Below are 21,621 nucleotides of genomic sequence, written 5' to 3'. Positions count from 1 at the left end.
TGCGCCAAAGGCCCGGGGCCGCAGGAACTAGGCGACCTTGAAGCGATTGACCAACTGTTGCTGGTGCTCGGCCAGGCGCGCCAGTTCCTGGCTGGTGATGGCCGTCTGCTCGGCACCGGCACTCACCTGGATCACCAGGTCATTGATCTCGTTCACGTTACGATTGATGTCCTCGGACACCGCGTTCTGCTCTTCGGCTGCGGAGGCGATCTGGATGTTACGGTCGCTGATCGTCGCCACGCCCTCGGCGATCTCCACCAACAACGCCCCCGCGCGCTCGACTTTGCTCGCCCCGTCCTGAGCCTTGTCCAGGGTCTGCTGCATGGACAGCGCCGCACGATCCGACCCGGCTTGCAGGTTGCTGATCATCTGTTGAATATTGCCCGTGGACTCCTGCGTCTTTTGTGCCAGGGTGCGCACCTCGGAGGCGACCACCGCAAACCCGCGCCCATGATCACCGGCCCGCGCCGCTTCAATCGCCGCATTGAGCGCCAGCAGATTGGTCTGTTCGGCAATGCCGCGAATCACGTCGAGCACGGAAGAGATCGCATCGCTTTCCAGCTTGAGATCACCAATGATCCCCGCGGTCTCCTCGGCCTGCCCGGACAATTGGCGAATCAGCCCGATGGTGCTTTCGATTTCCACGCGCCCTTGCGCCGTGCTGAGGTTGACCTGTTGCGACATGTGCGCCGCATCGTTGGTACTTTGCGCCACCTCGCGCACCGTGGCGCTCATCTGATTGATCGCGGTGGCCACCTGCTCGGTGCCTTGGCGCTGTTGCTCGACACTCGCACTGGTCTGGACCGTCACCGTGGAAGACTCTTGCGCGGCGGTGGCCACCTGCGCCGTGGCATTGCCGATTTCCTGCACGACTTCGCTGATCTCCTGCGCCATGCGATTGAGGTTGCGCGAGATCTGGCCGAATTCATCCCGACCCTCGTACGTGGCCCTGGCAGTGAGATCACGCTGTGCCAGGCCGTTCAGGGCCCGGTTCACATCGCGTACCGCCAAATCGATCATGCGGATGATCACATACGACAGCACCGTCACCGCCAGCAGCGCCACGACGACCGCACCGAGGGTCAACCACAACGCACGGCTGGCTTCATCGCGCCCGTGTACCGCCAGGCGGCTGACGTTTTGACCGAGGGCTTCCTCCACTTGGCCCATCATGTCGATGCGCTGAGTGGAGAGTTCAAACCAGGCCTCTGGCTTGATGCCCAGCGGCTGCCCCAATGGCACTTCGAAAGCCAGGCGCTGCAACTTGCCCACTTCGACCGCAGCGGGTTTGAGCATCTGCTCGGTAAACTGTTGAAGCAAGGCTGGCTGGGCCTGGCGACGGAATGCGTCGGAGTAAGCAGAGAACTCGCCGAGATTACGGCTAAAGCGCGACAACAATGTCTCGTCGAAACGGTCCTGACTGAATACCAGGCCCAGCACGACCCGCTCGCGTCCAGCCCGCTCTTTCATCTCGATAAACTGATTGAGCGCACCGAGTGCATGAACAATGGTGGCGTTGTTGATCGTCGCTTCCAAAGAGTGGGTATAGCCCACGAGCGCTTGAATGATCTCGGTATAACGAACACCCGATTCGGTGCTGCTGATACCCAACTTATCCACTTGCCCACGAATGGCGGGCAGTTGCGCCAAGGCCTGGAGGACGTTGTCCAATTGCGCGCTCCCCGACGCAGACAACCGGCGCACCACCTCGACAGAAGCATTGGAATCCTGACGCGCCTGGATCATCCGCTCGCCCATGGACTTGCCCGCGCTGCCCAGGAACACCCCGCTGGCGCCGCGTTCACGCTGCAATACCGTGATCAGTTGACTCAACTTCTGCGCCGTGGCGCTGGCGGTGACCGTGGCGTCCATATCACGCAGTGTCTTGTAGTTGTCCACGACAAAGACGCCGGCCAAAATCAGGAATCCCAACAAGGGAAGGAGCAGGATCAATAAAAGTTTCAGACGCAGCGGTGCATTCCTGAGCATTTCCGTTCAAGCCTCATTTAAAAATGAATTAGTGACGCGTGAACTTATTGTAAGAAGGCTGTTATACACGCTGACTTGGTGCGATCTTAGCGCAATACCAAATAGCCATCACCCCTGATATTGCACCGCTTGGCACATATAACGGCCATGAAGCGGGAATATGTATTTGCCTTGATCGAGGTCAAGCTTTCGACAAATAACCGTAAGTATCCGGTAAGGGAAGACGCTCAACGATAGGCGCGCATTTCATCCTGTCCCGTTGGAGCACCCCATGCATTTGCTGCGCTTAGCCGTTTCCACCATCCCGAGCCTGATCCTACTGACTGCGCCCCCTTCAGCGCTGGCCGCACAGGCCGCCGAACCTGAAACCGCCAAACCGTCTTCGTCCTGGGGGCTGGGGGTCGGCGCAATCAGCAGCCAGCAGCCCTATACCGGCATCGATCGTGACAACAAGGCGATACCGCTGATCTACTTCGAGAACGAATACCTGCGGGTGTTCGGCCCGAACGCCGAGGTCAAGCTGTCGCAGTTCGAGATCAACGACACCCAGCACATCGATTTCAGCCTCGTGGGCCAGTACGACTTCAGTGGCTATGATGCCGATGACTCGCGGGTTTTCGATGGCATGAGCGACCGTAAAAGCAGCTTCTGGGCCGGAGCAAAAATGCAGTGGCACACCGACTGGGTGGACGCCCACGCCGAGTGGCTGGCGGATGTATCGGGCAACAGCAAGGGGCAGCGCTTCAACCTGGGCCTGGAGCGGACCTGGCGACTCGACGAGCACATGACCCTCACGCCCCACGTGACGGCGATGTGGCAGGACAAGAAATACGTCGATTATTATTTTGGCGTGCGCGACAGTGAAGCCCGCATCGATCGCGCGGCCTATGATGGCAAGTCCGCCCTCAATACCGAGTTTGGCGTCCGGGGAAACTACATGTTCGATAAGCACCACTCTGTGTTCCTCGATATCAAGGCGACCCGCTTCGCCAGCGAGATCAAGGACAGCCCGCTGGTAGATCGTTCTACCGAAAACAGCGCGCTGTTCGGCTACCTGTACCGCTTCTGATGAGCCGCATTCTGTTGGTCGAGGACCACGAACGCTTGGCCCAACTGGTCAGCACGGGATTGACGAACGCCGGGATCGCCGTCGATGTGATCAACCGCATGGACGGTGCATGGGCAGCCATCCAGCGGGTGCCCTACCAGGCGCTGATCCTCGATCGCGGCTTGCCGGACGGCGACGGGCTTGTCTTGTTGAAGCGCCTGCGCAGCGCCGGGCTTGGCCTGCCGTGCCTGGTGCTCACGGCACGGGATGCCCTGCATGATCGGGTACAGGGGCTCGATGCCGGTGCCGATGACTATCTGCCAAAGCCGTTTGCCATGGATGAAATGGTTGCCCGGGTGCGGGCTTTGCTGCGGCGCCCCGTGGACTGCCGCCCACTGGCACCCAGCCACGGTGACCTGAGCCTGCAACCCGAGACCGGCACTATGTGCTGTGCGAATGAAAGCATTACCCTGGCGCCGGCGGAAATGCAGATCATGTTGCTGCTGTTGCGCAAGCCTGGGGAAATCGTCCGCCGCCCCAGCATAGAGGCGGCGGGCTGGGGTTTGAGCGAGGCGGTCACGCCGAACGCCCTGGACGTGGCCCTGCACCGTATCCGCCGCAAGCTGCTTGCCATCGGCTCCCGCCAACGCATTGTCAACTTGCGAGGTCTCGGTTATGCGCTCCGCCAGGTCGACGTGGTTGAGTAGCCTCCGGTTCAAGGTGCTGCTGGCCTATATCGCCGGCGTGGCGCTGAGCATTCTGTTGATCGTGTCGGCGGCGTTGGCCCTGGTCAGCTCACAGAGCGACATCCTGTCGGTCATGAACATGGCCGAACGCACCCAGGAGCTGGCGGAGAAACTCCAGTTCGATGCTGGCGGGCGCCCGGTCGGATTCGACCCCAGCGAGGCGGATCGAATCTGGACCTATGACAGCATGGGACAGGAAATCGGCTACCGCGTGCTGGACGCCTCGGCAAACGTGGCCCTGGCGTCCACCGATGCGACCTTCTGGCCAGCGAGTGCCTCGCTGCACCCTTTGGAGCACGAACCGTTCAAGTTCGAGCGCCAGGGCATCTTGATGTACGGTGCCACCGCGCCAGTCGAACACGACGGCCAGACCTGGTTCTTGCAGCTTGCCGTCAGCGAACGGTTGATGGACCTCTTTCACGGCGCCTTCGCGCTGCCCTTCATGGGGGCCGGCATCGTCCTGTTCAGCCTGGTACTGCTCTTCGTCTTTGGTGCCTGCGCCTATGTCATCCTGGGTTATACGCTCAAGCCCTTGCGCGAAGTGTCCGAGTCGGCCGCGGCCATCTCGCCTCGCTCGCTGCATTCGCGCTTGCAGGTCAGCCGCGTACCTTCCGAAGTCTTGCCACTGGTGGACAGTTTCAATCGGGTCCTCCAGCGCCTGGAAAATGGCTACCGGATCCAGCAGGAATTTCTGGCGACAGCGGCGCACGAGTTGAAGACACCGCTGGCGCTGATACGCGCGCAGATCGAATTGATGGCAGACAGTCCCGATCGCAGCGCGCTCCTCAACGACGTCGCCCACATGACCCGCCAAGCCCAGCAACTGCTGCTGTTGACCGAAGCCAGCGAGGCGCAGAACTATAGGTTTGCCGCGGTCGAACTGGCCGATGTCGCGAAAGAAGCCGCCGACTATCTACAGCGCATGGCCGAAGCCGTCGACGTACGCCTGGTGCTGGCCGACGATTGCACGGGCGTTGCCCCCTGGCAGGCTGATCGCAGCGCCCTCTTCACCTTGCTGAAAAACCTGCTGGAGAACGCCCTCCAACACGCCCCTCGAGGCACCGAGGTGCGAGTGGACATCGGCAAGGATCACCTGAGCGTACGCGATTGGGGCCCCGGGGTTGATCGGGAGCAACTGCCGCAGCTGTTCGTGCGCTTCTGGCGCGGGCCCCATCGCCGCGACCATGGCGCCGGCCTGGGCCTGACGATCTGCCAGGAAATCGCCCAGGCCCATGGCTGGACGCTTTCAGCCACAAGAGCGGAACCAGGACTGCTGCTTCAATTGTCTCGCCGGGAACACGCCAGCGACCCCGCCCGGGCTTGAACAGCGCGGGGTCGAACCGGGTACGCGGCCTCAGGCGACCCCGCCGTCGGGCAACGCAAGGGTGTCGGCCTGGGACACGCGGCTTGGCCTGAAGGTCTCGGGCATCGCCAGCAACAGGCCGAATGCCAGCGCGGCAATCGCCGCCAGGGTCAGGAACGCCGCGCTGTAGCCAGCCCCTTGCACCACGAAGCCGGCCAGGCTGTTGCTCAACGCGGCGCCGAGCCCGAACACCGTCGACAACACCCCGAGACTGACGTTGAAGCGCCCGGTGCCCTGGGTCAGGTCCTTGACCACCAGGGGAAACAGCGCGCCAAACAGCCCGGCACCAATACCGTCCAGCAGTTGCACCGCCACCAACCAGTAGGGGTCGTCCGAGAGCACGTACAACACGCCGCGGATGGGCAGGATCAGGAAGCCGGCCAGCAGCAACGGCTTGCGGCCCCAGGCATCGGCCTTGACGCCCACCAGCCACGCCATGGGCACCATGACCAGTTGCGCCGCAACGATACAAGCCGATGTCAACGGCGTGGCCAGGTGCACATTGGCCTGGGCGAGCTTCTGGCTGACCAGCGGGAGCATCGCCGCGTTCGCCAGGTGGAACAGCCCGCAGCAAATGGCGAACAACAGCAGCGTACGGTTATCCAGCAGGACCCGCAGCGTCGAGGGTACAGGGCCGTGAACCAGTTGGCCCGCCTCCAGGCCCCGTGCCACGTCATGGTCGATGGCCTCGGCGGACACGCAACTGACCGCCACGATGCTCGCCAATGCCATGGCGGCCATCAGGTAGAACACCGCGATGGGACCGAACAACCAGGCGAACCCACCCGCCAGCAGCGCGGCGCAGGCATTGCCCGCGTGATTGAATGTTTCGTTGCGCCCCGTGCGCCGTGTAAAGGCCTTGGCGCCGGTAATGCCCAGGGAAATCGCCGCGATAGCCGGCGCAAAGACTGACGCTGCCACGGCGCCGATGGCCTGAGTCAATGCCACCAGGCCAAAGGACGACGTGAACGGAAGCACCAGGCACCCCAGCGTCACCGCCAAGGCCGCCACGGCCACCACGGCACGCTTACTGCGCACCCGGTCGATCAACGCGCCGGCGGGCGCCTGGGCGACGAGCCCGGCCATGGCCGCCACCGTCATCACCACGCCGATGCTGGCCGGGTCCCAGCGATGCACCGCCAGCAGGTAGATCGCCAGATAAGGACCCAAACCATCGCGCACATCCGCGAGGAAAAAATTCAGGCCATCCAGGGAAAGGTTGTTGCGTCGGTCTCGGTTTCGATCCACAGCGGCCTCGACGGGCATTGCCCCAAAGAAAATTGACGCAATGATGTCGCAAAGAATCGAACCGGGCCACCGTGATGAGCGCGGGGCCACTGAGAAAACCGTGGCGAGGGAGCTTGCTCCCGCTGGGTCGCGAAGCGACCCCAAAACCTGCCGAACGCGTAACACAGACACACCGCACCCGCCGGTTCACGACTGCTTCGCAGCCGAGCGGGAGCAAGCTCCCTCGCCACAGGTCCATCGTTGTTTCTTAGGTGAACTGCATGACCTACCAAAGAGCGATGTCGTAGGTAAAGTAGACCCGGTTGCTGTCACGGCCACGGGAAAAGTCCGAGCGATAAACGTAGTTTCGCAACTTCACCCCCAGCCCCTTGAACGTACCCTGCTGCACCACATAGGCGATCTCTGCGTCACGTTCCCACTCTTTGACCGTGGTGTCGGACTTACCGTCGTTGCCGCTCAGGTAGCGGGTGGAGAACGTCAGGCCGGGCACACCGAGGCGCGCGAAGTCGTAGCCGTAACCGAGCATCCAGGTCTTCTCGTCTTCCTCGATGAACTTGCCGATCCCGACGTTGCTGAAGGAGTACACCGTGGCGCCGCTGACGTAAGGCAGGCCCGCCTCGCCGCTGAGGGTCTGGTAACCGGCGCTCAGTGTGTGGCCGGCAACGGCATAGGACAGCGACCCGCTGAGCATGTCGTTGTCGATCTTGCCGCCGTAGGCCGACCCCGAATCGACGCTGTTGAAGTAGCGCAGGTCGCTGGTCAATACCCCGGCGCCCAGGGGCAGATCATGCTGGATGCCAACGAAGTTCTGTCGATAGAAATTCTCCAGCTCGCCATAGAAGTAGCTCAGGCGGATGTGCTTGCCCAGCTTGTAGTCGGCGCCGGCATAGCTGAAGTCACCGGACTTATCGCCGCCGTAGCCGTCCGGCACGATGGGCATGCTGTCACTCGAATCCCGCAGCTTGAAACGCTCCAGGTGTCCGCCGGTGACGGTGAGGTTGTCAATGTCGTTGCTGCTGATCTGGGTGCCTTGGTAAGTCTGGGGCAACAGCCGCGCATCGTTGTAGACCAGCACCGGGGTCTTGGGCAGCAAGGTACCGTATTTGAGCGTGGTCTTGGCCAGCCGGGCCTTGGCGGTCATGCCCGCACTGGCGAACTCGTCGGCGGCGCGACCGTCGTCATGCACCGGCAGCAGACCGGTGCCACTGCGACCACGCCCGGAATCGAGCTTGACCCCGAGCAGGCCCAGGGCATCGACCCCGAAGCCGAGGGTGCCCGGCGTAAAGCCTGACTGGTAATCCAGCAGGAAGCCCTGGGCCCATTCGGTGCGCTCACTCTTGGCGGTCCTCGCCGCCCGGGCGCTCATACCGTGCTCGTCGCGGAAATTTTCGTTGAAGTAGACGTTGCGCAATTGCAGCTTCAGCTTGCTGTCATCGATGAAACCTTCGGCGCTGGCCGTGGCCAGGGGCAACAGGCCAAGGATTGGAAACAAAGCCCCGCGGGTCAGCAAAATGGTCATGTCTGGCTACTCGTTGTTGTTATTGGGCACGCAGGCCGGCGCACACCCGCTTGCGAGGGCATGTCAGGGCAGAAAGATAAAAGTGTGTGTCGGGTGAATCAGGAAAACAGCGTCAGCGCCCCGGTCAGCAAGGCCAGCGCGGTAATCACCAGGGACGTGAGCACCGCCCACTTGACGGTGGCTTTCTGGAAGTCGCCCAAGTCGCGGTCGACCATGCCCACCAGCAACAGGGTCGAGGCCACCAGCGGGCTCATCAGGTGCACCGGCTGGCCGAGAATGGAGGCCCGGGCAATTTCCACCGGATCGATCCCGTAGGCAGCCGCGGCGTTGGCCAGGATCGGCACGACACCGAAGTAGTAGGCATCGTTGGACAATACGAAGGTCAGCGGCATGCTGGTAATCGCCACCACCAGCGGGAACAGATGGCCCCAGGAAGGCGGAATCCAATCGACCAGGGTCTGTGCCAGCGCATCGACCATTTTCGTTCCGGAGAAGATCCCGGCGAAGATGCCCGCAGCAAACACCAGCAGGACCACGGTCATGGCGTTACCCGAATGGGCGAGAATGCGCTCCTTCTGAATATCCAGTTGCGGATAGTTGATCATCAGCGCCAGGACGAAACCGATCAGGAACAGAATCGCCGAGTGCATGAGCCCCATCACCAGCGCGACCATCACCGCAACCACCAGCAGCAGGTTGACGTAGGCCAGTTTCGGGCGCTTGTGTGGCGTGTCCTCGATGATCGCGTTGATGTAGCAGTCACCGCCACCGCTTTGCAGCTGGACGTTGCCGATACGCTTGCGCTCGGCACGGCCCAGCAGGAAGGCCGTGAACACCACCCACATCGCACCGCCGATCATGGTCGGCAGCAACGGCACGAAATACTCACCGGCATCCAGGCCCAGCGCTGCGATCGCACGGGTCGCCGGGCCGCCCCAAGGGGTCATGCCGCTCATGATGCTCAGGGAGAGCATGGAAATGGTCGCCAGGATCATCGGGTTCATGCCGATGCGCTTATACAGCGGCAGCATCGCGGCACAGGTGATCATGTAGGTCGTCGTGCCGTCACCGTCCAGTGCCACCAACAGCGACAGCAGCGCGGTGCCCACGGCGATTTTCATCGGGTCGCCATTGACCCGCTTGAGGATCTTGCGGATCAGCGGGTCGAACAGACCGGCGTCGATCATCAGGCCGAAAAACAGGATCGCGAACAACAGCAGTGCCGCCGAGGGCGCGACCATTTTCAGGCCGTCCAGCATCATCTTGCCGGTGGTCCCGCCAAAGCCGCCGAGCACGGCAAAGACGATGGGCACTACCGTCAGGGCGACAATCGGGGACAACCGTTTGGTCATTATCAGGAAGGTGAAGACCACCACCATGGCCAAGCCAAGTAAAGCGAGCATATGTCAGATCTCTTGTTGTTATGAGTAGCTTGGCAGACACCCAGGCACACGCCCTCCCACCCGCCAGGCAACACGCTGAAGTGTGCCTGGCGCAGAGGTATCGAATGAGCTTGCGGTGCTGTCGAGTCAGCCGTGAGCGGCTAGATGTGTTTGGCGACCTTCGCGCCGTCCCAGCTCGAGTCCGTTGCCGGGGTCTGTGCCAGGGCGGGTTTGCCATCCAGGGTCTGCAACAGCACTTCGCGGTCACAGGCATTCTCCGAGAGGGAGATCACCACGGTCGCGACGGCGTTGCTCGCCAGGCTGGTCAACGCCCGCGCTTCGGACATGAACCGGTCGATCCCGATCAATAGGGCCAGGCCCGCCAGGGGAATGTCGTGGATGACCGTCAAGGTCGAGGCCAGGGCGACAAACCCGCTGCCGGTCACACCCGCGGCACCCTTTGACGACAGCAGCATGATCGCCAGCATGGTGATGACCTGGGTCAGCGTCAGGTCGATGTTGCAGGCCTGGGCAATGAAGATCGCCGCCAGCGACAGATAGATCGCCGTGCCGTCGAGGTTGAACGAGTAGCCGGTCGGCAGCACCAGCCCCACGACCCCTTTCTTGCACCCCAGGGCCTGGAGTTTTTCCAACATCCGCGGCATTACCGGTTCAGTCGAGGACGTGCCGAGCACCACCAGGAACTCTTCACGCAGATAACGCAACAGCTTCCACAGGCTGAAACCGTGGGCGCGGCAAAGGCTGCCCAACACCACGAAGACGAAGAAGGCGCAGGCGATATACAAGGTCATGATCAACTTGGCCAGCGAGCCCAGCGACGTGATGCCGTACTGCCCCACCGTGAAGGCCAAGGCCCCGAAAGCGCCAATCGGAGCGAAACGCATCAGGTAGGAGAAAATCTTGAACACCATGTGCGAAGCCGATTCCAGGACCTCCAGCACAGGTTTGCCGCGCTCGCCCAGGGACGATAGGGCAAAACCGCAGAGCACCGCGATAAACAGCACCGGCAGCACCTCGCCTTTATTGAAGGCGCCGATGAAGGTGTCGGGAATGATGTGCATGAAGAAGTCCACCACGCTCAGTTTCGCGGCGGATTCGGTGTACTGCGACAGCCCCTGGGTACTCAACTGCGTCGGGTCGATGTTCATGCCCGCGCCGGGCTTGAACAGGTAGACCGACACCAGGCCGATGATCAGGCTGATCACCGTCAGCGCCAGGAACAACAGCATGGTCTTGCTCAACAAACGCCCCAGCGAGCGCTTGTCGCTCATACCGGCGATGCCAGTGACAATGGTGCAGAACACCACTGGCGCAATCATCATCTTGATCAGTTTGATGAAGGCATCGCCCAGCGGCTTCAAGGCAATTGCCTGTTGCGACCAGAAGTGCCCGACGACCACGCCCAGCAGCACGGCGCAGATGATCTGGAAGTAGAGCGATTTAACAACTTTCATGGCATCACCCATTTTTAGAATTGTTCTGATGCAAAAGACCCTGGCGACCAGGGCTACCCGGCCAGCCGTTGGGACGCCGTGGCGTAGACGTAACCTGAGAAAAGCCGGCGCGCGGTACGTACTACCGAAGCCCGAATGGTCTCACCCTTTTCACCGGTGTAGGACAGTACGACATCAATACCGCCACTTGGGTGTTCGATCCGAACCTGTTGCAAGCGCGGTTCACTGACGTTGCCGAGCAACTGTGCAACGACGCTGCCTTCGGTTACGCACGCCGTGGCCAGGCCGATGGAGCCGGTGATCGCCAGGGCGCGGTGACAGTTGTGCGGCATGAAGTAGCGCACCTGGATCGTCCCGCCGCACTTGGCCGGAGACACCAGCACCGGCTTGGGAATGACCTTGTCGCTGACATCGCCCAGGCCCATCGCCAGGCCGGCTTTCAACCGCAAGGACTCCAGCCGCTGCAGGAAGGCTTTATCGGCGTCCAGTTCGGCAGGGCTTTCGTCACCGCGTTTACCGAGCTGGCTGGCCTCGACGATCATCATCGGCATCGCCATGTCGATGCAGGTCACCGGAATGCCGTCGATCAGGTCCAGGAGTTGCCCGGTCGGGAAGAGTTTCCCCGTCTTGCTGCCCGCCGCATCGAGAAACGTCAGTTGTACCGGAGCGGCTGTGCCAGGCACGCCGTCGATGGCGGTGTCGCCTTCATAGCTGACCTTGCCTTGCGGGGTTTGCACTTCGGCATTCACGAAAGTCCCGGTGTTGAGGTTGCGAATGCGCACCCGGGTCAGGTCGCCGGAAGGCTTGACCAGCCCCTGCTCGATGGCGAACGGGCCGACGGCGCAGAGCATGTTGCCGCAGTTGGGGGCGGTATCGACCCGACGCTGGGAAACCATGACTTGGACGAACAGATAATCGACATCCGCGTCAGGGTGCAGCGATGGGCTGACGATCGCCACTTTGCTGGTCTGTGGGCTGCCGCCACCGATGCCGTCGATTTCCAGCTCGTGGCCGGAGCCCATCAGGTTGAGCAGCAGCTCGTCACGTTCGGCGATGGCGACCGGCAGATCCCAGGCGAGAAACACCGGGCCTTTGGACGTACCGCCGCGCATTAGCACACAAGGAATTCGCTGCATGATCACTAACTCTTGTTGATCAATCTGGATAATTGATGCTCTGGACACAAGAGTGGCAAAGTTTGAAAAGTGTTTCCAATGCAAAGATCAGAGAGATTATTGCGTTTCACAAATGAATTACTTTACGATGATTTGCACTGCGCATCCCCTCTGCGGTGAGGTAGAACATGGAATATGAGCTCCAGGACATACGATCTTTCGTGAAAATCGCCGAACTGGGCAGTTTCCACGAAGCTGCCGATGCGCTGCATCTGTCACAACCGGCCCTGAGCCGACGGATGAAAAAACTCGAGGAAGGCCTGGGAACCGCTTTGCTCGATCGCACGACCCGCAAGGTCAGCCTGACGAGTGTCGGCCGTGACTTCCTGCCCAAGGCGCGGCGCCTGCTGGATGATTTCGACGACTCGATTCTCAACATCCGCGAGCTGGCGGAGCGGCAGATCGGCCGGGTGACCTTGGCGTGCATCCCCACGGCGGCGTTCTATTTCCTGCCTTCGGTGATCCGCCTCTACAACGAGCGCTACCCGAAAATCCGCATCCGCCTGCTCGACCTCAGCGCCAACGAAGGGCTCGAAGCCGTGCTGCGCGGCGAAGCCGACTTCGGCATCAACATGATGAGCGGCCAGCACCCGGACATCGAGTTCGTGCCCCTGGTCAACGAACCCTTTGTGCTGGCCTGCCGACGCGACCATGAATTGGCTGAACGCAGTGCGGTCACCTGGTCGGAACTCAGCGACTATCGGCTGATCGGGGTCGGGCGCCTGAGCGGCAACCGCATGCTGCTGGACCACGCGCTGTCGGGCCTGAGCTGGCGCCCACAGTGGTTCTACGAAGTTCAGCACTTGTCTACGTCGCTGGGACTGGTCGAGGCCGGCCTGGGCGTGTCGGCGATGCCCAGCCTGGCCATGCCGGCCGGGGATCATCCAACCCTGGTCAGCGTGCCGCTGATCGAGCCGGTGGTAAACCGCTCCCTGGGCCTGGTCTACCGCCGGGGCGCATCGCTCTCCCCGGCCGCGGAGAAATTCGTCTCGATCCTGCTTGAGCAGTGGCCGCAATGAAGCGAGCGTCTCCACACCACCAGCGCGGCGAGGCTGATCGAGGCGCCCAGCAGGCTGACCGCCATCCAGCCCCACAGCGCATAGACCTGGGTCGCGGCGGTCGCGCCCAATGCGCTGCCCACCGAGTAGAAACACATGTAGGCACCGACCATGCGACTCTGGGCGTCGGGCCGCGCGGCGAAAATCAGGCTCTGGTTGGTAACGTGCACGGCTTGTACCGCGAAGTCGAGTAGCACCACGCCGCAGACCAGTGCGATCAGGGAGCTCTCGGTAAACGCGATGGGCAGCCAGGAGAACGTCAGGAGCCCCAGCGACAAACCGGTAACCCGTTGTCCAAAACCTTGATCCGCCCAACGACCGGCGCTTCTGGCCGCCAGGGCACCGGCGACACCCGCCAGGCCAAACAGGCCAATGGCCGTGTGTGAAAGTGACAGCGGCGCGGCGCTCAACGGCAGCACCATCGCAGTCCACAACACCGAAAAAGCGGCAAAGATCAGCAAGGCCAGCAGGCCTCTGGTCCGTAGCATCGGCTCGGTCACGAACAGCACGAACAGCGAGCGGATGAGCGCCAGGTAGGGCTGCCGGTGACGGGGCGACACAGCGGCGGGCACCACGACCCAGAACACTGCCGCGATGGCCAGCATCAAGCCCGAGGACACGAAATAAACCCCGCGCCAGCCCGCCAGGTCGGCGATCACCCCGGAGGTGAACCGCGCCAGGAGAATCCCCAGGACAATGCCACTGGTGACGGTGCCCACGGTCTGTCCCCGTTGGGATGGCGAGGACAGCACGGCGGCATAGGCCACCAGCACCTGGACGACCACCGCCAGCAACCCCATCACGACCATGGCGCCCAGCAAAGCCAACCAATGCTGGGCTGCGCCGACGGCCGCCAGCGCGATGGCTGACAACACCAATTGCGCGAAAACCAGCCGTTTACGGTCGACCCTGTCCCCCAGCGGGACGATGAACAGCAACCCCAGCGCGTACCCCACCTGGGTGGCCGTCACCACTCCCCCGATCAATCCGGAAGCGACACCCAGGCTCTCGGCCATCGAGGCGAGCAAGGGTTGGGCAAAGTAGACATTGGCGACGGCCAGGGCGCAGGTCACGGAAAACAATAACGTGAGCGAAGGCGAAAGCCCCGATGACCCCGTGTAGGAGCTGCCGAAGGCTGCGATCTTTTGATCTTTCGCTTGAGACTCAAGCGTCGAGGGAAAGATCGCAGCCTCGCTTCGCTCGTCAGCTCCTACAGGCCAGCGAGAGCAAGCTCCCTCGTCACCCTGACTTTCCGAAGGCTGCTGGGTGAAACAGTCGGCCTCTGCTGTCATGCACGTCTCCTTGGCGCTAAACTGGTTTCAATTAAAAACCTGTCTGAATTGTTGCTTGATCAGGTTTCAATTTGCAACCACAAAATTCCGGCCAACTTGGCAATGCTTTCCAGAGGGTCAATAAAATGGAAACCGCTTCATCGCAAAACAACGAATGCCCGGTCGCCAGGACACTGGATGTGATGGGTGATCGCTGGTCACTGATGATCATCCGCGACGCATTCGACGACATCCGTCGATTCAGCGAATTTCAAAAGAGCCTGGGCGTGGCCAAGAACATTCTGGCTTCGCGACTCAAAGCCTTGGTCGAGGCCGGCGTATTCGACGTTCGACCCGCCTCGGATGGGAGCGCCTACAAGGAGTACGTCCTGACAGAGAAAGGCCGGGAGATCTTTCCGGTGGTGGTCAGCCTGCGACAGTGGGGCGAACGTTTCCTGTTCGAGCCGGGGGAAACCCGTTCCGTGCTGTTGGACAACGCCACCGGCCAGGCCCTCATGCCGATGGAAGTGCGCTCGGCACGTGGCGAAAAACTTGGACCCTTTGATTGCCACAGATTGAGACTTGTTGACGGCGAATCGTAAAGCGACAGCAGAATCGTCCCATGCCAGAACGATTCTGACACCGTCGCCTCGCGCCCTTCGTCCCCATCAGGCTAGGTTTTCCAGCAGCTTCAGGGCCTGGTCGAAATCGAAGCGATCGGCGTACTGGACGACCCGACGTAACTGCTCGGCCAGCCTGGGGTCTGACGTCAGCCCCGATAACTCGTGCAGGACGGTCAGTGCTTGCGTGTCACTCTCGGCCAACAGCTCCCTGGCTTGGGCCAACCGCACCTGCCACTCGGCATCAGAAAGTGACACGGGCAGCGACTCGCTGGATGTCTGTGGCTCCGCCACCCCCGCCAGCCCTGCCAACACCAGGTTCAGGCAACGCTCCACCGCCAACAGTCGCTCAGTCACGACCGCTTCCTGGGCACCGGTCAGGCAAGCCTGCTCCAGGGCGAAGGCAGCCTGCGCGACGGCCTTGGCCCCAATGCTACCTGCAGTGCCCCGCAGGGTATGGGCCAGTCGTGTCGCCGCCGAGGAGTCTGCACCGTCTCGGGCGAGCAGGAACTCGCTTCGAAAAGCGCTCTGGCTGGCGCGGAACTTGCGCAGCAGGCGCAGGTAGAGTTCGACCTTGCCCATGCTGGTGGCGAGGCCGGCCGCCAGATCAATACCGGCAAGTTCAGCGGGCAGGCCCACGGCGACCGCCCCGGGAAACGGAGAGACTTCGGTTGCCTGGACGGTACGACCGGGCTTGGGATGAATCCACTTGGCCAGCGTAACGAACATACCCTCGATGTTCAGCGGTTTGGAGATATGGTCGTTCATACCGCAAGCCAAGGCCCGCTCGCGGTCCCCCGCCATGGCATCGGCCGTCATGGCGATCACGGGCAGCCCGGCCCAACGCGACTGCTCGCGAATCATGCGGGTTGCGGTATAGCCGTCCATCACCGGCATCTGGCAGTCCATCAACACACCATCGATATCCGCGTCACGCGCCAACTGATCAAGCGCCTCTTGGCCGTGTGTAGCCAGGCACAGCTCGATGCCAGCGCTCTCCAGCAGCTCGCAGGCCAACTCGCGGTTCAGTTCGTTATCTTCGACAAGCAGCAGACGCGCGCCACGCAGGCTAGCCATCGCCTGGGCGCTCTGCCCGGATCGCTCGCTGGCCCGGGTGTCGGCCTGGGGGACCTTGCCGAGCACGGTGCCGATGGCCTCAAGCAGAGTGGACGGCGTCACCGGTTTGGTCAGCACCACCGGCAACTGGATACCGTGCCGACTGGCCTCTTCGCGCGCCTCCTCGCGCCCGAATGCGGTGACCATGATGACCGAAGGTGTTCGCGCCAGATCGGTGGCGTGCATCTGCCGCACCGTCTCCACGCCGTCCATGCCCGGCATGCGCCAGTCCATCAACACCAAGTCATAGGCCAATGCCTTGCGCTCCGCATCGACCAGCCTCCCCAACGCCACCCGCCCACTCTCCGCCACATCCACCTCAACGCCAAAACTGCGCGCCATGCCGGAGAGAATCTCGCGTGCACTAGCGTTGTCGTCGACCACCAGCACGCGAACGCCCAACAGTTCGTCGGCGGTGAACATTCGCCGCGGCTGAGCGTCGCGTTGCACGCCGAGGCTCACCTCGAAATGGAAGATGGAGCCGCGACCGGGCTCGCTCTCCACCCAGATACGTCCGCCCATCAGCTCCACCAAGTGCTTGGAGATCGCCAGGCCCAGGCCGGTGCCACCATACTTGCGCGTGGTGGAGCTATCTCCCTGGCTAAACGGCTGGAACAGCCGACTGCATTGTTCGGCGGTCATGCCGATGCCGCTATCACGCACCCAGAAATGCAACTGTGCCTGCTCCTCGCCACCGCCCATTTGCTCCACGCCCACCACGACCTCGCCTTGCTCGGTGAACTTTGCCGCATTGTTGCCCAGGTTGATCAGCACCTGGCCCAGGCGCAACGGATCCCCCATCAGTGCGGTAGGCAGGCCCGGCGGGGTGCTGAATAACAGCTCCAGGCCTTTATCCTCGACCTTCAGGCCAATCATGCTGACGAAGCCTTCGAGCACGTCCTCCAAGTGGAAGGGAATGTATTCGAGATGCATCCTGCCGGCCTCGATCTTGGAGAAATCGAGGATATCGTTGATGATTCCCAGCAGATTCTCCGCCGAGCGGTGCACCTTCTCGATGTAGTTACGCTGCCGATGGTCCAGGTCAGTGCGCAGGGCCAGATGGCTCATGCCAATGATGGCGTTCATCGGCGTGCGGATCTCGTGGCTCATGGTGGCCAGGAAATCACTCTTGGCCCGGGTTGCTTCCTCGGCAATTTCCCGCGCCAGATGCACTTCGGCCTCGGCGGCCTTGCGGTCGGTAATGTCGAAATACCAGTTGGCGCGAATGACCCGCTCGCGCTGCTCCAGTGTCGCCGCCGAAACCAGCACATCGAAGCGCTCCCCCTCACTACGCTGCAGGGTGGCCTCGAAGTTCAGCACCGCGCCCTGCCCCGCCGCTGCGACAAAGCGCTGGTGTGCCTGCTGATCGACCCAGAAACGTCCCGGGTCCACGCCTTCGAGTTGCGCAATATCGACGCCGAACAGTTTTTCGAACTGCGGGTTGCAGTAGGTCGGACGGCCTTCGATGTCCCTGATCAGCATCGCCACCGGACTGCTGTCGAGTACCGCGCGTAGTTGCGCTTCGCTGACCTTGAGCGCCGCCTGCAATTGGCGGCGCTCACTGACGTCGCGTACCGAGGCGCACACACATATTCCGCGTCCTTCCAGGGCAGGCAAGCGTGACAAACCGATTTCCACGGAAAACAGACTGCCGTCCTTGCGCACACCCTGCAGGTCGTCCAGGCCGGCACCCATTTGTCGAGTATCACCATGGGCCATGAAGCCATTGCGCAGCTCAACGTGGCGCCCGCGGCTCGAGACCGGCACCAGGCGCTCGATCGCCTCGCCCACCAACTCGCCGGCGCTGTAGCCGAACAACCGATCCAGTTGCTGGTTGGTCCGCAGGATACGCCCGTCAGTGCCCACCACCAGCATGCCGTCCGGCGCCGCCTCGATGATTCCGCGGTACCAGGCCTCGGTGGCGCGCAGTGCCGATTGCTGGGCTTCAAGCTCCTGGGCCTGGCGCTCCAGTTGCAGCGCCTGCTCCGCCATTTCATCGGCTTGACGACGGGTCTCCGCCAACAGAGCCTGGACAGCCTGATTACGCTCCAGGATGGCCATCGCCGCAGCCAAGCGAGGGGTGGCTTCCTGAAGCAGCAGTGACTGGTCATCATCCAAGGTCTTTAATCCAGCAAGTTCGAGCACGCCCAACAGTCGCTCGCCACGCAGAATCGGTTGCAGCAGCAGGCAGGTGGCCGGGATTTCGCCCAGTTGCGAGTGCAGGCGCCAATATTGTTCCGGTAGTGCCTGCATCTGGCGTGCCTGGCGATCGACTGCGCACTGGCCCAGCAGGCCATCGCCGAACATGACCTGCGCTTGCGGAGGCCGCTCGGAATCGGTGGCGTAGCCGCCCATCAGCACCAATCGGGTGGCGTCCTGGTGGGCGCCATAGAGAACGCCCTGACCAATACCGAGCAGATTCGCCATGTGTTGCAAGAACACCTGCGCCAGTTCGCCAGGACCCTCCGCCTGTTGCAGATCGATTTGTAGCTGGGCGATTTGCGCCTTGACCGACCGCTGGCGCTCCAGTTGCTGGGATTCGATCTGCAGTTTGGCGATGGCCCGCGCCAAGTCGCCGGTCTCGTTGTTCAAGTCAGTATGCGGGATCGGTTGGTCGAGTTTCCCTGCCGCCAACTGATCCACGGCAACTCGCACTCGGTTGAGCGGGTGGCGGATCGATTGGCTGACCAGCCAGCACAGCAGCAGCGCCAGCGACAATCCGCCGAGCAGCAGGATGTAGGTCAAGGTGGAGCTGCGCTCGGCAAACTCGGCAATGTCCTTGGCTGTGTCGCGGATCGAAGCCTCTTTTACCTGAGCGACGGCGTTCAACAGAGCATCGGCCTGCTGGTCAAGGTGCTGGAATTGACTGCTGTTGAGCAGCAGCAATGCCTCGCCCTGGCGGCCCAGATCGATCATTGCAAAGGCGCGCTCCCCTTCCCGCTGCAACTGTTGCAGCAGCACATCGAACTCGGCGAGGCGCGCCAGGTTTTCCGGACGCCTCAGGGTTGATTTGGCTTCGGCCAGGGAGCGGTGCAGTCGGGCTTGGGTATCCCGCAATTGTTGCAGCGATTCAATGCGCACCTCGGCGCTGTCCGTTCCCACGGCACGCTGCAGCGTCTGTACCAGATGCGGCAATTGCACTCGAACTTCGTGCAGGTGCTCCATGCCCACCAGTTCCTGGCTATAGAGGTTCTGCATGTCCTGTTTCAGCGACTCCTGGCTACGCAGACTCTGTACGCCCAGGATCAGCACCAACAACAGCAGTGTGGCAAAGCCGAGGACCAGTTTGTGGAGAAGCGAAAGACGCTCAAGCAGGGTTCGTAATCTGACCATGACATACCCCAGTATCCACAACAAAGAGGCTGGCGAAGGCGCTTTGTAGTACTTCGCTCAAGGTTTGCGGGCAATACGTTCCAGGGCAGCCGCCTGCTTGGCCATGTCCTGATCGCTGTCGGCGAAACGCTGTGCAATGGCATGGAACTGTTCGACGTTCGCCAGGAAGGTATCGCAAATGTCTGGATCGAAGTGTGAGCCACGTCCCTGTCGGATGATCTCGACAGCCTCCTCATGGGGCATGCCCAATTTGTATACCCGTCGACTGATCAAGGCGTCGTAGACATCCGCTACCGCCATCAGTCGGGCGCTGATGGGAATCTCGTCCCCCGCCAACGCCTGTGGGTATCCGCTGCCGTCCCATTTCTCCTGGTGACTGTAGGCGATCTCCTTGGCCAGGCTGAGGAAGTCCACTTGGACACCCAGCTGGTCCTCGGCACGCTGGATGGCATCGCGCCCCAATGTGGTATGGGTCTTCATGATCTCGAACTCCTCGGCAGTGAAGCGCCCCGGCTTGAGGAGGATGTGATCAGGAATGCCGATCTTGCCGATATCGTGCAACGGTGCCGACTTGAACAGCAGACGGATCGTGTCATCGTTGAGGAAATGGTTGAAGCGAGGGTGATCGCGCAACTGCTCGGCCAGGACCCTCACGTAGTGCTGAGTCCGGCGGATATGGTTGCCAGTCTCGTTATCGCGAGTCTCTGCCAATGAGGCCATGGCCTGGATGGTCACGTCCTGGATAGCCATGACCTCGCGGGTACGCCGCTGCACCTCTTTCTCCAGGTAATCGTTCTGATCACGCAGGAAGTCTGCCGCTGCCTTGAGCTTGAGCTGGGTATCCACCCGCGCCAAGACCAAGGGTGGACTGATCGGCTTGGTGATGTAGTCGACCGCGCCCAGCTCCAAGCCATGGACTTCATCCTCGACCGCCGCCAGGGAGGTGAGAAAAATGATAGGAATGTCGCAGGTACGCGGATCATGCTTGAGTTGGTCCGCGACCTCATGACCGGACAGTCCGGGCATCATCACATCCAGCAGGATCAGGTCCGGTAACGAGTCACCTTTGAGCACTCGCAGGGCTTTCTCACCACTGTTCGCAGCCTTGACCCGGTAACGATCCTTGAGCAGATCAGTCATCAGCATCAAATTATCAGGCGTGTCGTCAACCACCAGAATGGTGGCATGGGGATAGCGGCTCTGTTCGGCACTCATGGCTCGCGACTCCTTTGCCAGAGATGTTGGCATCCCTAGAGGGACTTATTTCTGCCCTCTCAATGGCCGTGAGCTTAGCTGTACTTCTCCACCGCCGCCGCACCATTCACCGGCTCAGCCCGCACCTCCCTACGTATTGCAAAGAACTTCTAACCTTTGAGTATCAGTGACATGTCCGGGTACCTGGCACACATGAAATCGACAAACGCCCGCACCTTCGGCGCAGCAAGACGCCGGGACGTGTGCAGGACCCAGAGTTCGGCTTCTTTCCCAGATACCGTGCCCCACTGGACCAACTCGCCACTGGCCAGCTGGTTCCATGCCATCGACTGCGGGATAAGGGCCGCCCCACCACCGGCGATGGCCGCATCGCGGATCATCAGGAACGAAGAGAACCGCAGCCTGGGGACCGGTTCCAGAACCAAGTGGCCGCCATCGAGTGTCCATTGGGTGGGCTCGAAACCGGACGCCACAATGCCGGGAACCGAGCGGATGGCCCCGGGTGCAGGCATTGGCAGTTCAGGCGCGGCCACCACCACCAGCCGGTCCTTGGCGAAACAGCGACCGACTAAAGCGCTGTCCGGGCTGGGGTTGATCCGGATGGCGACATCGAATTGTTCCTCGACGAGATCCACCACGCGATCCTCCGCAACGACCTCGATCGTGACGTCAGGGTAAGCCGCGCAAAACTCTGCGCCGATGCGTCCCATCGCCAGCTGCGAGAACAGGACCGGGGCAGCGACACGCAAGCGTCCGCGCGGCGTCGATACGCCCTCCTTCGCCGCTGCCATGGCTTCGGCCACCTCGGCCAGCGGCCCTTCGGCCCTGGCCATCAGCAGCGCACCGGCCTCGGTGAGCTTCAGGCCACGGGCGCTGCGCTCGATCAGCCTGACCCCCAATTGCTCCTCAAGGTCGGCGATGCGGCGCGACAAGGTTGCCTTGGATATTCCGCTGGCACGGCTTGCCTTGCCCAACCCCTCGTTCGTGGCCACGAGGGTGAAATCGATCAGTGCGTTCAGGTTCATGGCGTTCCACTTTTGCAACGGAGTGTCTACATCCTGGT

Annotated in this window: 15 protein-coding genes; 5 read left to right on the top strand and 10 right to left on the bottom strand. The window is 61.8% G+C overall.

All coding sequences use genetic code 11. The features are described from left to right. Positions 1-27: 27 nt before the first annotated feature. Positions 28-1,989: a methyl-accepting chemotaxis protein gene (locus IB266_RS07260; RefSeq protein ID WP_192260722.1), complete on the bottom strand. Its 1,962-nt coding sequence runs from the start codon at positions 1,987-1,989 to the stop codon at positions 28-30. Positions 1,990-2,260: 271 nt separating this feature from the next. On the opposite strand from IB266_RS07260, the gene IB266_RS07255 reads away from it, so the two are divergent. From IB266_RS07255 to IB266_RS07245, 3 genes are read left to right on the top strand one after another with little or no spacing between them, the layout of a single operon-like run. After that, complete coding sequence (locus tag IB266_RS07255; protein ID WP_192260721.1) at positions 2,261-3,058, top strand: MipA/OmpV family protein; 798 nt, start codon at positions 2,261-2,263, stop codon at positions 3,056-3,058. Then, positions 3,058-3,744, top strand: coding sequence for a response regulator transcription factor (locus tag IB266_RS07250; protein WP_192260720.1), 687 nt, complete (start codon positions 3,058-3,060; stop codon positions 3,742-3,744). The genes IB266_RS07255 and IB266_RS07250 overlap by 1 nt, the downstream gene beginning before the upstream one ends. Then, positions 3,737-5,107 carry a sensor histidine kinase gene (locus IB266_RS07245; RefSeq protein WP_263864926.1) on the top strand — a complete coding sequence of 457 codons (1,371 nt, stop codon included), beginning with the start codon at positions 3,737-3,739 and terminating at the stop codon, positions 5,105-5,107. Before IB266_RS07250 ends, IB266_RS07245 begins: the two co-directional genes overlap by 8 nt. A 30-nt stretch (positions 5,108-5,137) precedes the next feature. Here the strand turns inward: IB266_RS07245 and IB266_RS07240 are convergent, their stop codons facing one another. From IB266_RS07240 to IB266_RS07220, 5 genes are all read right to left on the bottom strand, one after another. After that, positions 5,138-6,412 carry an MFS transporter gene (locus tag IB266_RS07240; RefSeq protein ID WP_225613446.1) on the bottom strand — a complete coding sequence of 425 codons (1,275 nt, stop codon included), beginning with the start codon at positions 6,410-6,412 and terminating at the stop codon, positions 5,138-5,140. A 247-nt stretch (positions 6,413-6,659) separates the two neighbouring features. Next, positions 6,660-7,913, bottom strand: coding sequence for an OprD family porin (locus tag IB266_RS07235; RefSeq protein WP_192260717.1), 1,254 nt, complete (start codon positions 7,911-7,913; stop codon positions 6,660-6,662). A 98-nt stretch (positions 7,914-8,011) separates the two neighbouring features. Continuing rightward, entirely contained in the window at positions 8,012-9,316 is a 1,305-nt protein-coding gene (locus tag IB266_RS07230; protein WP_060742757.1) for a CitMHS family transporter, read from the bottom strand. Positions 9,317-9,456: 140 nt separating this feature from the next. Continuing rightward, entirely contained in the window at positions 9,457-10,782 is a 1,326-nt protein-coding gene (locus IB266_RS07225) for a dicarboxylate/amino acid:cation symporter (protein WP_192260716.1), read from the bottom strand. A gap of 41 nt (positions 10,783-10,823) precedes the next feature. Then, positions 10,824-11,906: a 4-oxalomesaconate tautomerase gene (locus IB266_RS07220; RefSeq protein WP_192260715.1), complete on the bottom strand. Its 1,083-nt coding sequence runs from the start codon at positions 11,904-11,906 to the stop codon at positions 10,824-10,826. A gap of 167 nt (positions 11,907-12,073) precedes the next feature. On the opposite strand from IB266_RS07220, the gene IB266_RS07215 reads away from it, so the two are divergent. Beyond that, positions 12,074-12,964, top strand: a complete 891-nt coding sequence (locus tag IB266_RS07215; RefSeq protein ID WP_003200706.1) for a LysR family transcriptional regulator — start codon at positions 12,074-12,076, stop codon at positions 12,962-12,964. Here the strand turns inward: IB266_RS07215 and IB266_RS07210 are convergent. After that, the gene (locus IB266_RS07210) at positions 12,889-14,145 is read right to left on the bottom strand and encodes an MFS transporter (protein ID WP_318646587.1); all 1,257 of its coding nucleotides are present in this window, start codon (positions 14,143-14,145) and stop codon (positions 12,889-12,891) included. The genes IB266_RS07215 and IB266_RS07210 overlap by 76 nt on opposite strands. A gap of 275 nt (positions 14,146-14,420) precedes the next feature. On the opposite strand from IB266_RS07210, the gene IB266_RS07205 reads away from it, so the two are divergent. Continuing rightward, a complete protein-coding gene (locus IB266_RS07205) occupies positions 14,421-14,876 on the top strand; it encodes a winged helix-turn-helix transcriptional regulator (RefSeq protein WP_192260714.1) in 456 nt (151 codons plus the stop codon). Between the two features lie 66 nt (positions 14,877-14,942). Here IB266_RS07205 and IB266_RS07200 read toward each other — a convergent pair whose 3' ends face one another. The 3 genes from IB266_RS07200 to IB266_RS07190 all read right to left on the bottom strand — a co-directional run bounded on the left by IB266_RS07200 (position 14,943) and on the right by IB266_RS07190 (position 21,583). Further along, complete coding sequence (locus IB266_RS07200; RefSeq protein ID WP_192260713.1) at positions 14,943-19,343, bottom strand: response regulator; 4,401 nt, start codon at positions 19,341-19,343, stop codon at positions 14,943-14,945. A 57-nt stretch (positions 19,344-19,400) separates the two neighbouring features. Next, a complete protein-coding gene (locus IB266_RS07195; RefSeq protein WP_192260712.1) occupies positions 19,401-20,558 on the bottom strand; it encodes an HD-GYP domain-containing protein in 1,158 nt (385 codons plus the stop codon). Between the two features lie 149 nt (positions 20,559-20,707). Next, a complete protein-coding gene (locus IB266_RS07190; RefSeq protein WP_192260711.1) occupies positions 20,708-21,583 on the bottom strand; it encodes a LysR family transcriptional regulator in 876 nt (291 codons plus the stop codon). Between the last annotated feature and the right edge of the window lie 38 nt (positions 21,584-21,621).

The sequence above is a fragment of the Pseudomonas sp. Pdm06 genome (assembly GCF_014851795.1).
Taxonomy (GTDB): Bacteria; Pseudomonadota; Gammaproteobacteria; order Pseudomonadales; family Pseudomonadaceae; genus Aquipseudomonas; species Aquipseudomonas fluorescens_AA.
The sequence above is the reverse complement of the archived record's forward strand: the minus strand, read 5'-3'. Positions and strand labels throughout refer to the sequence as shown.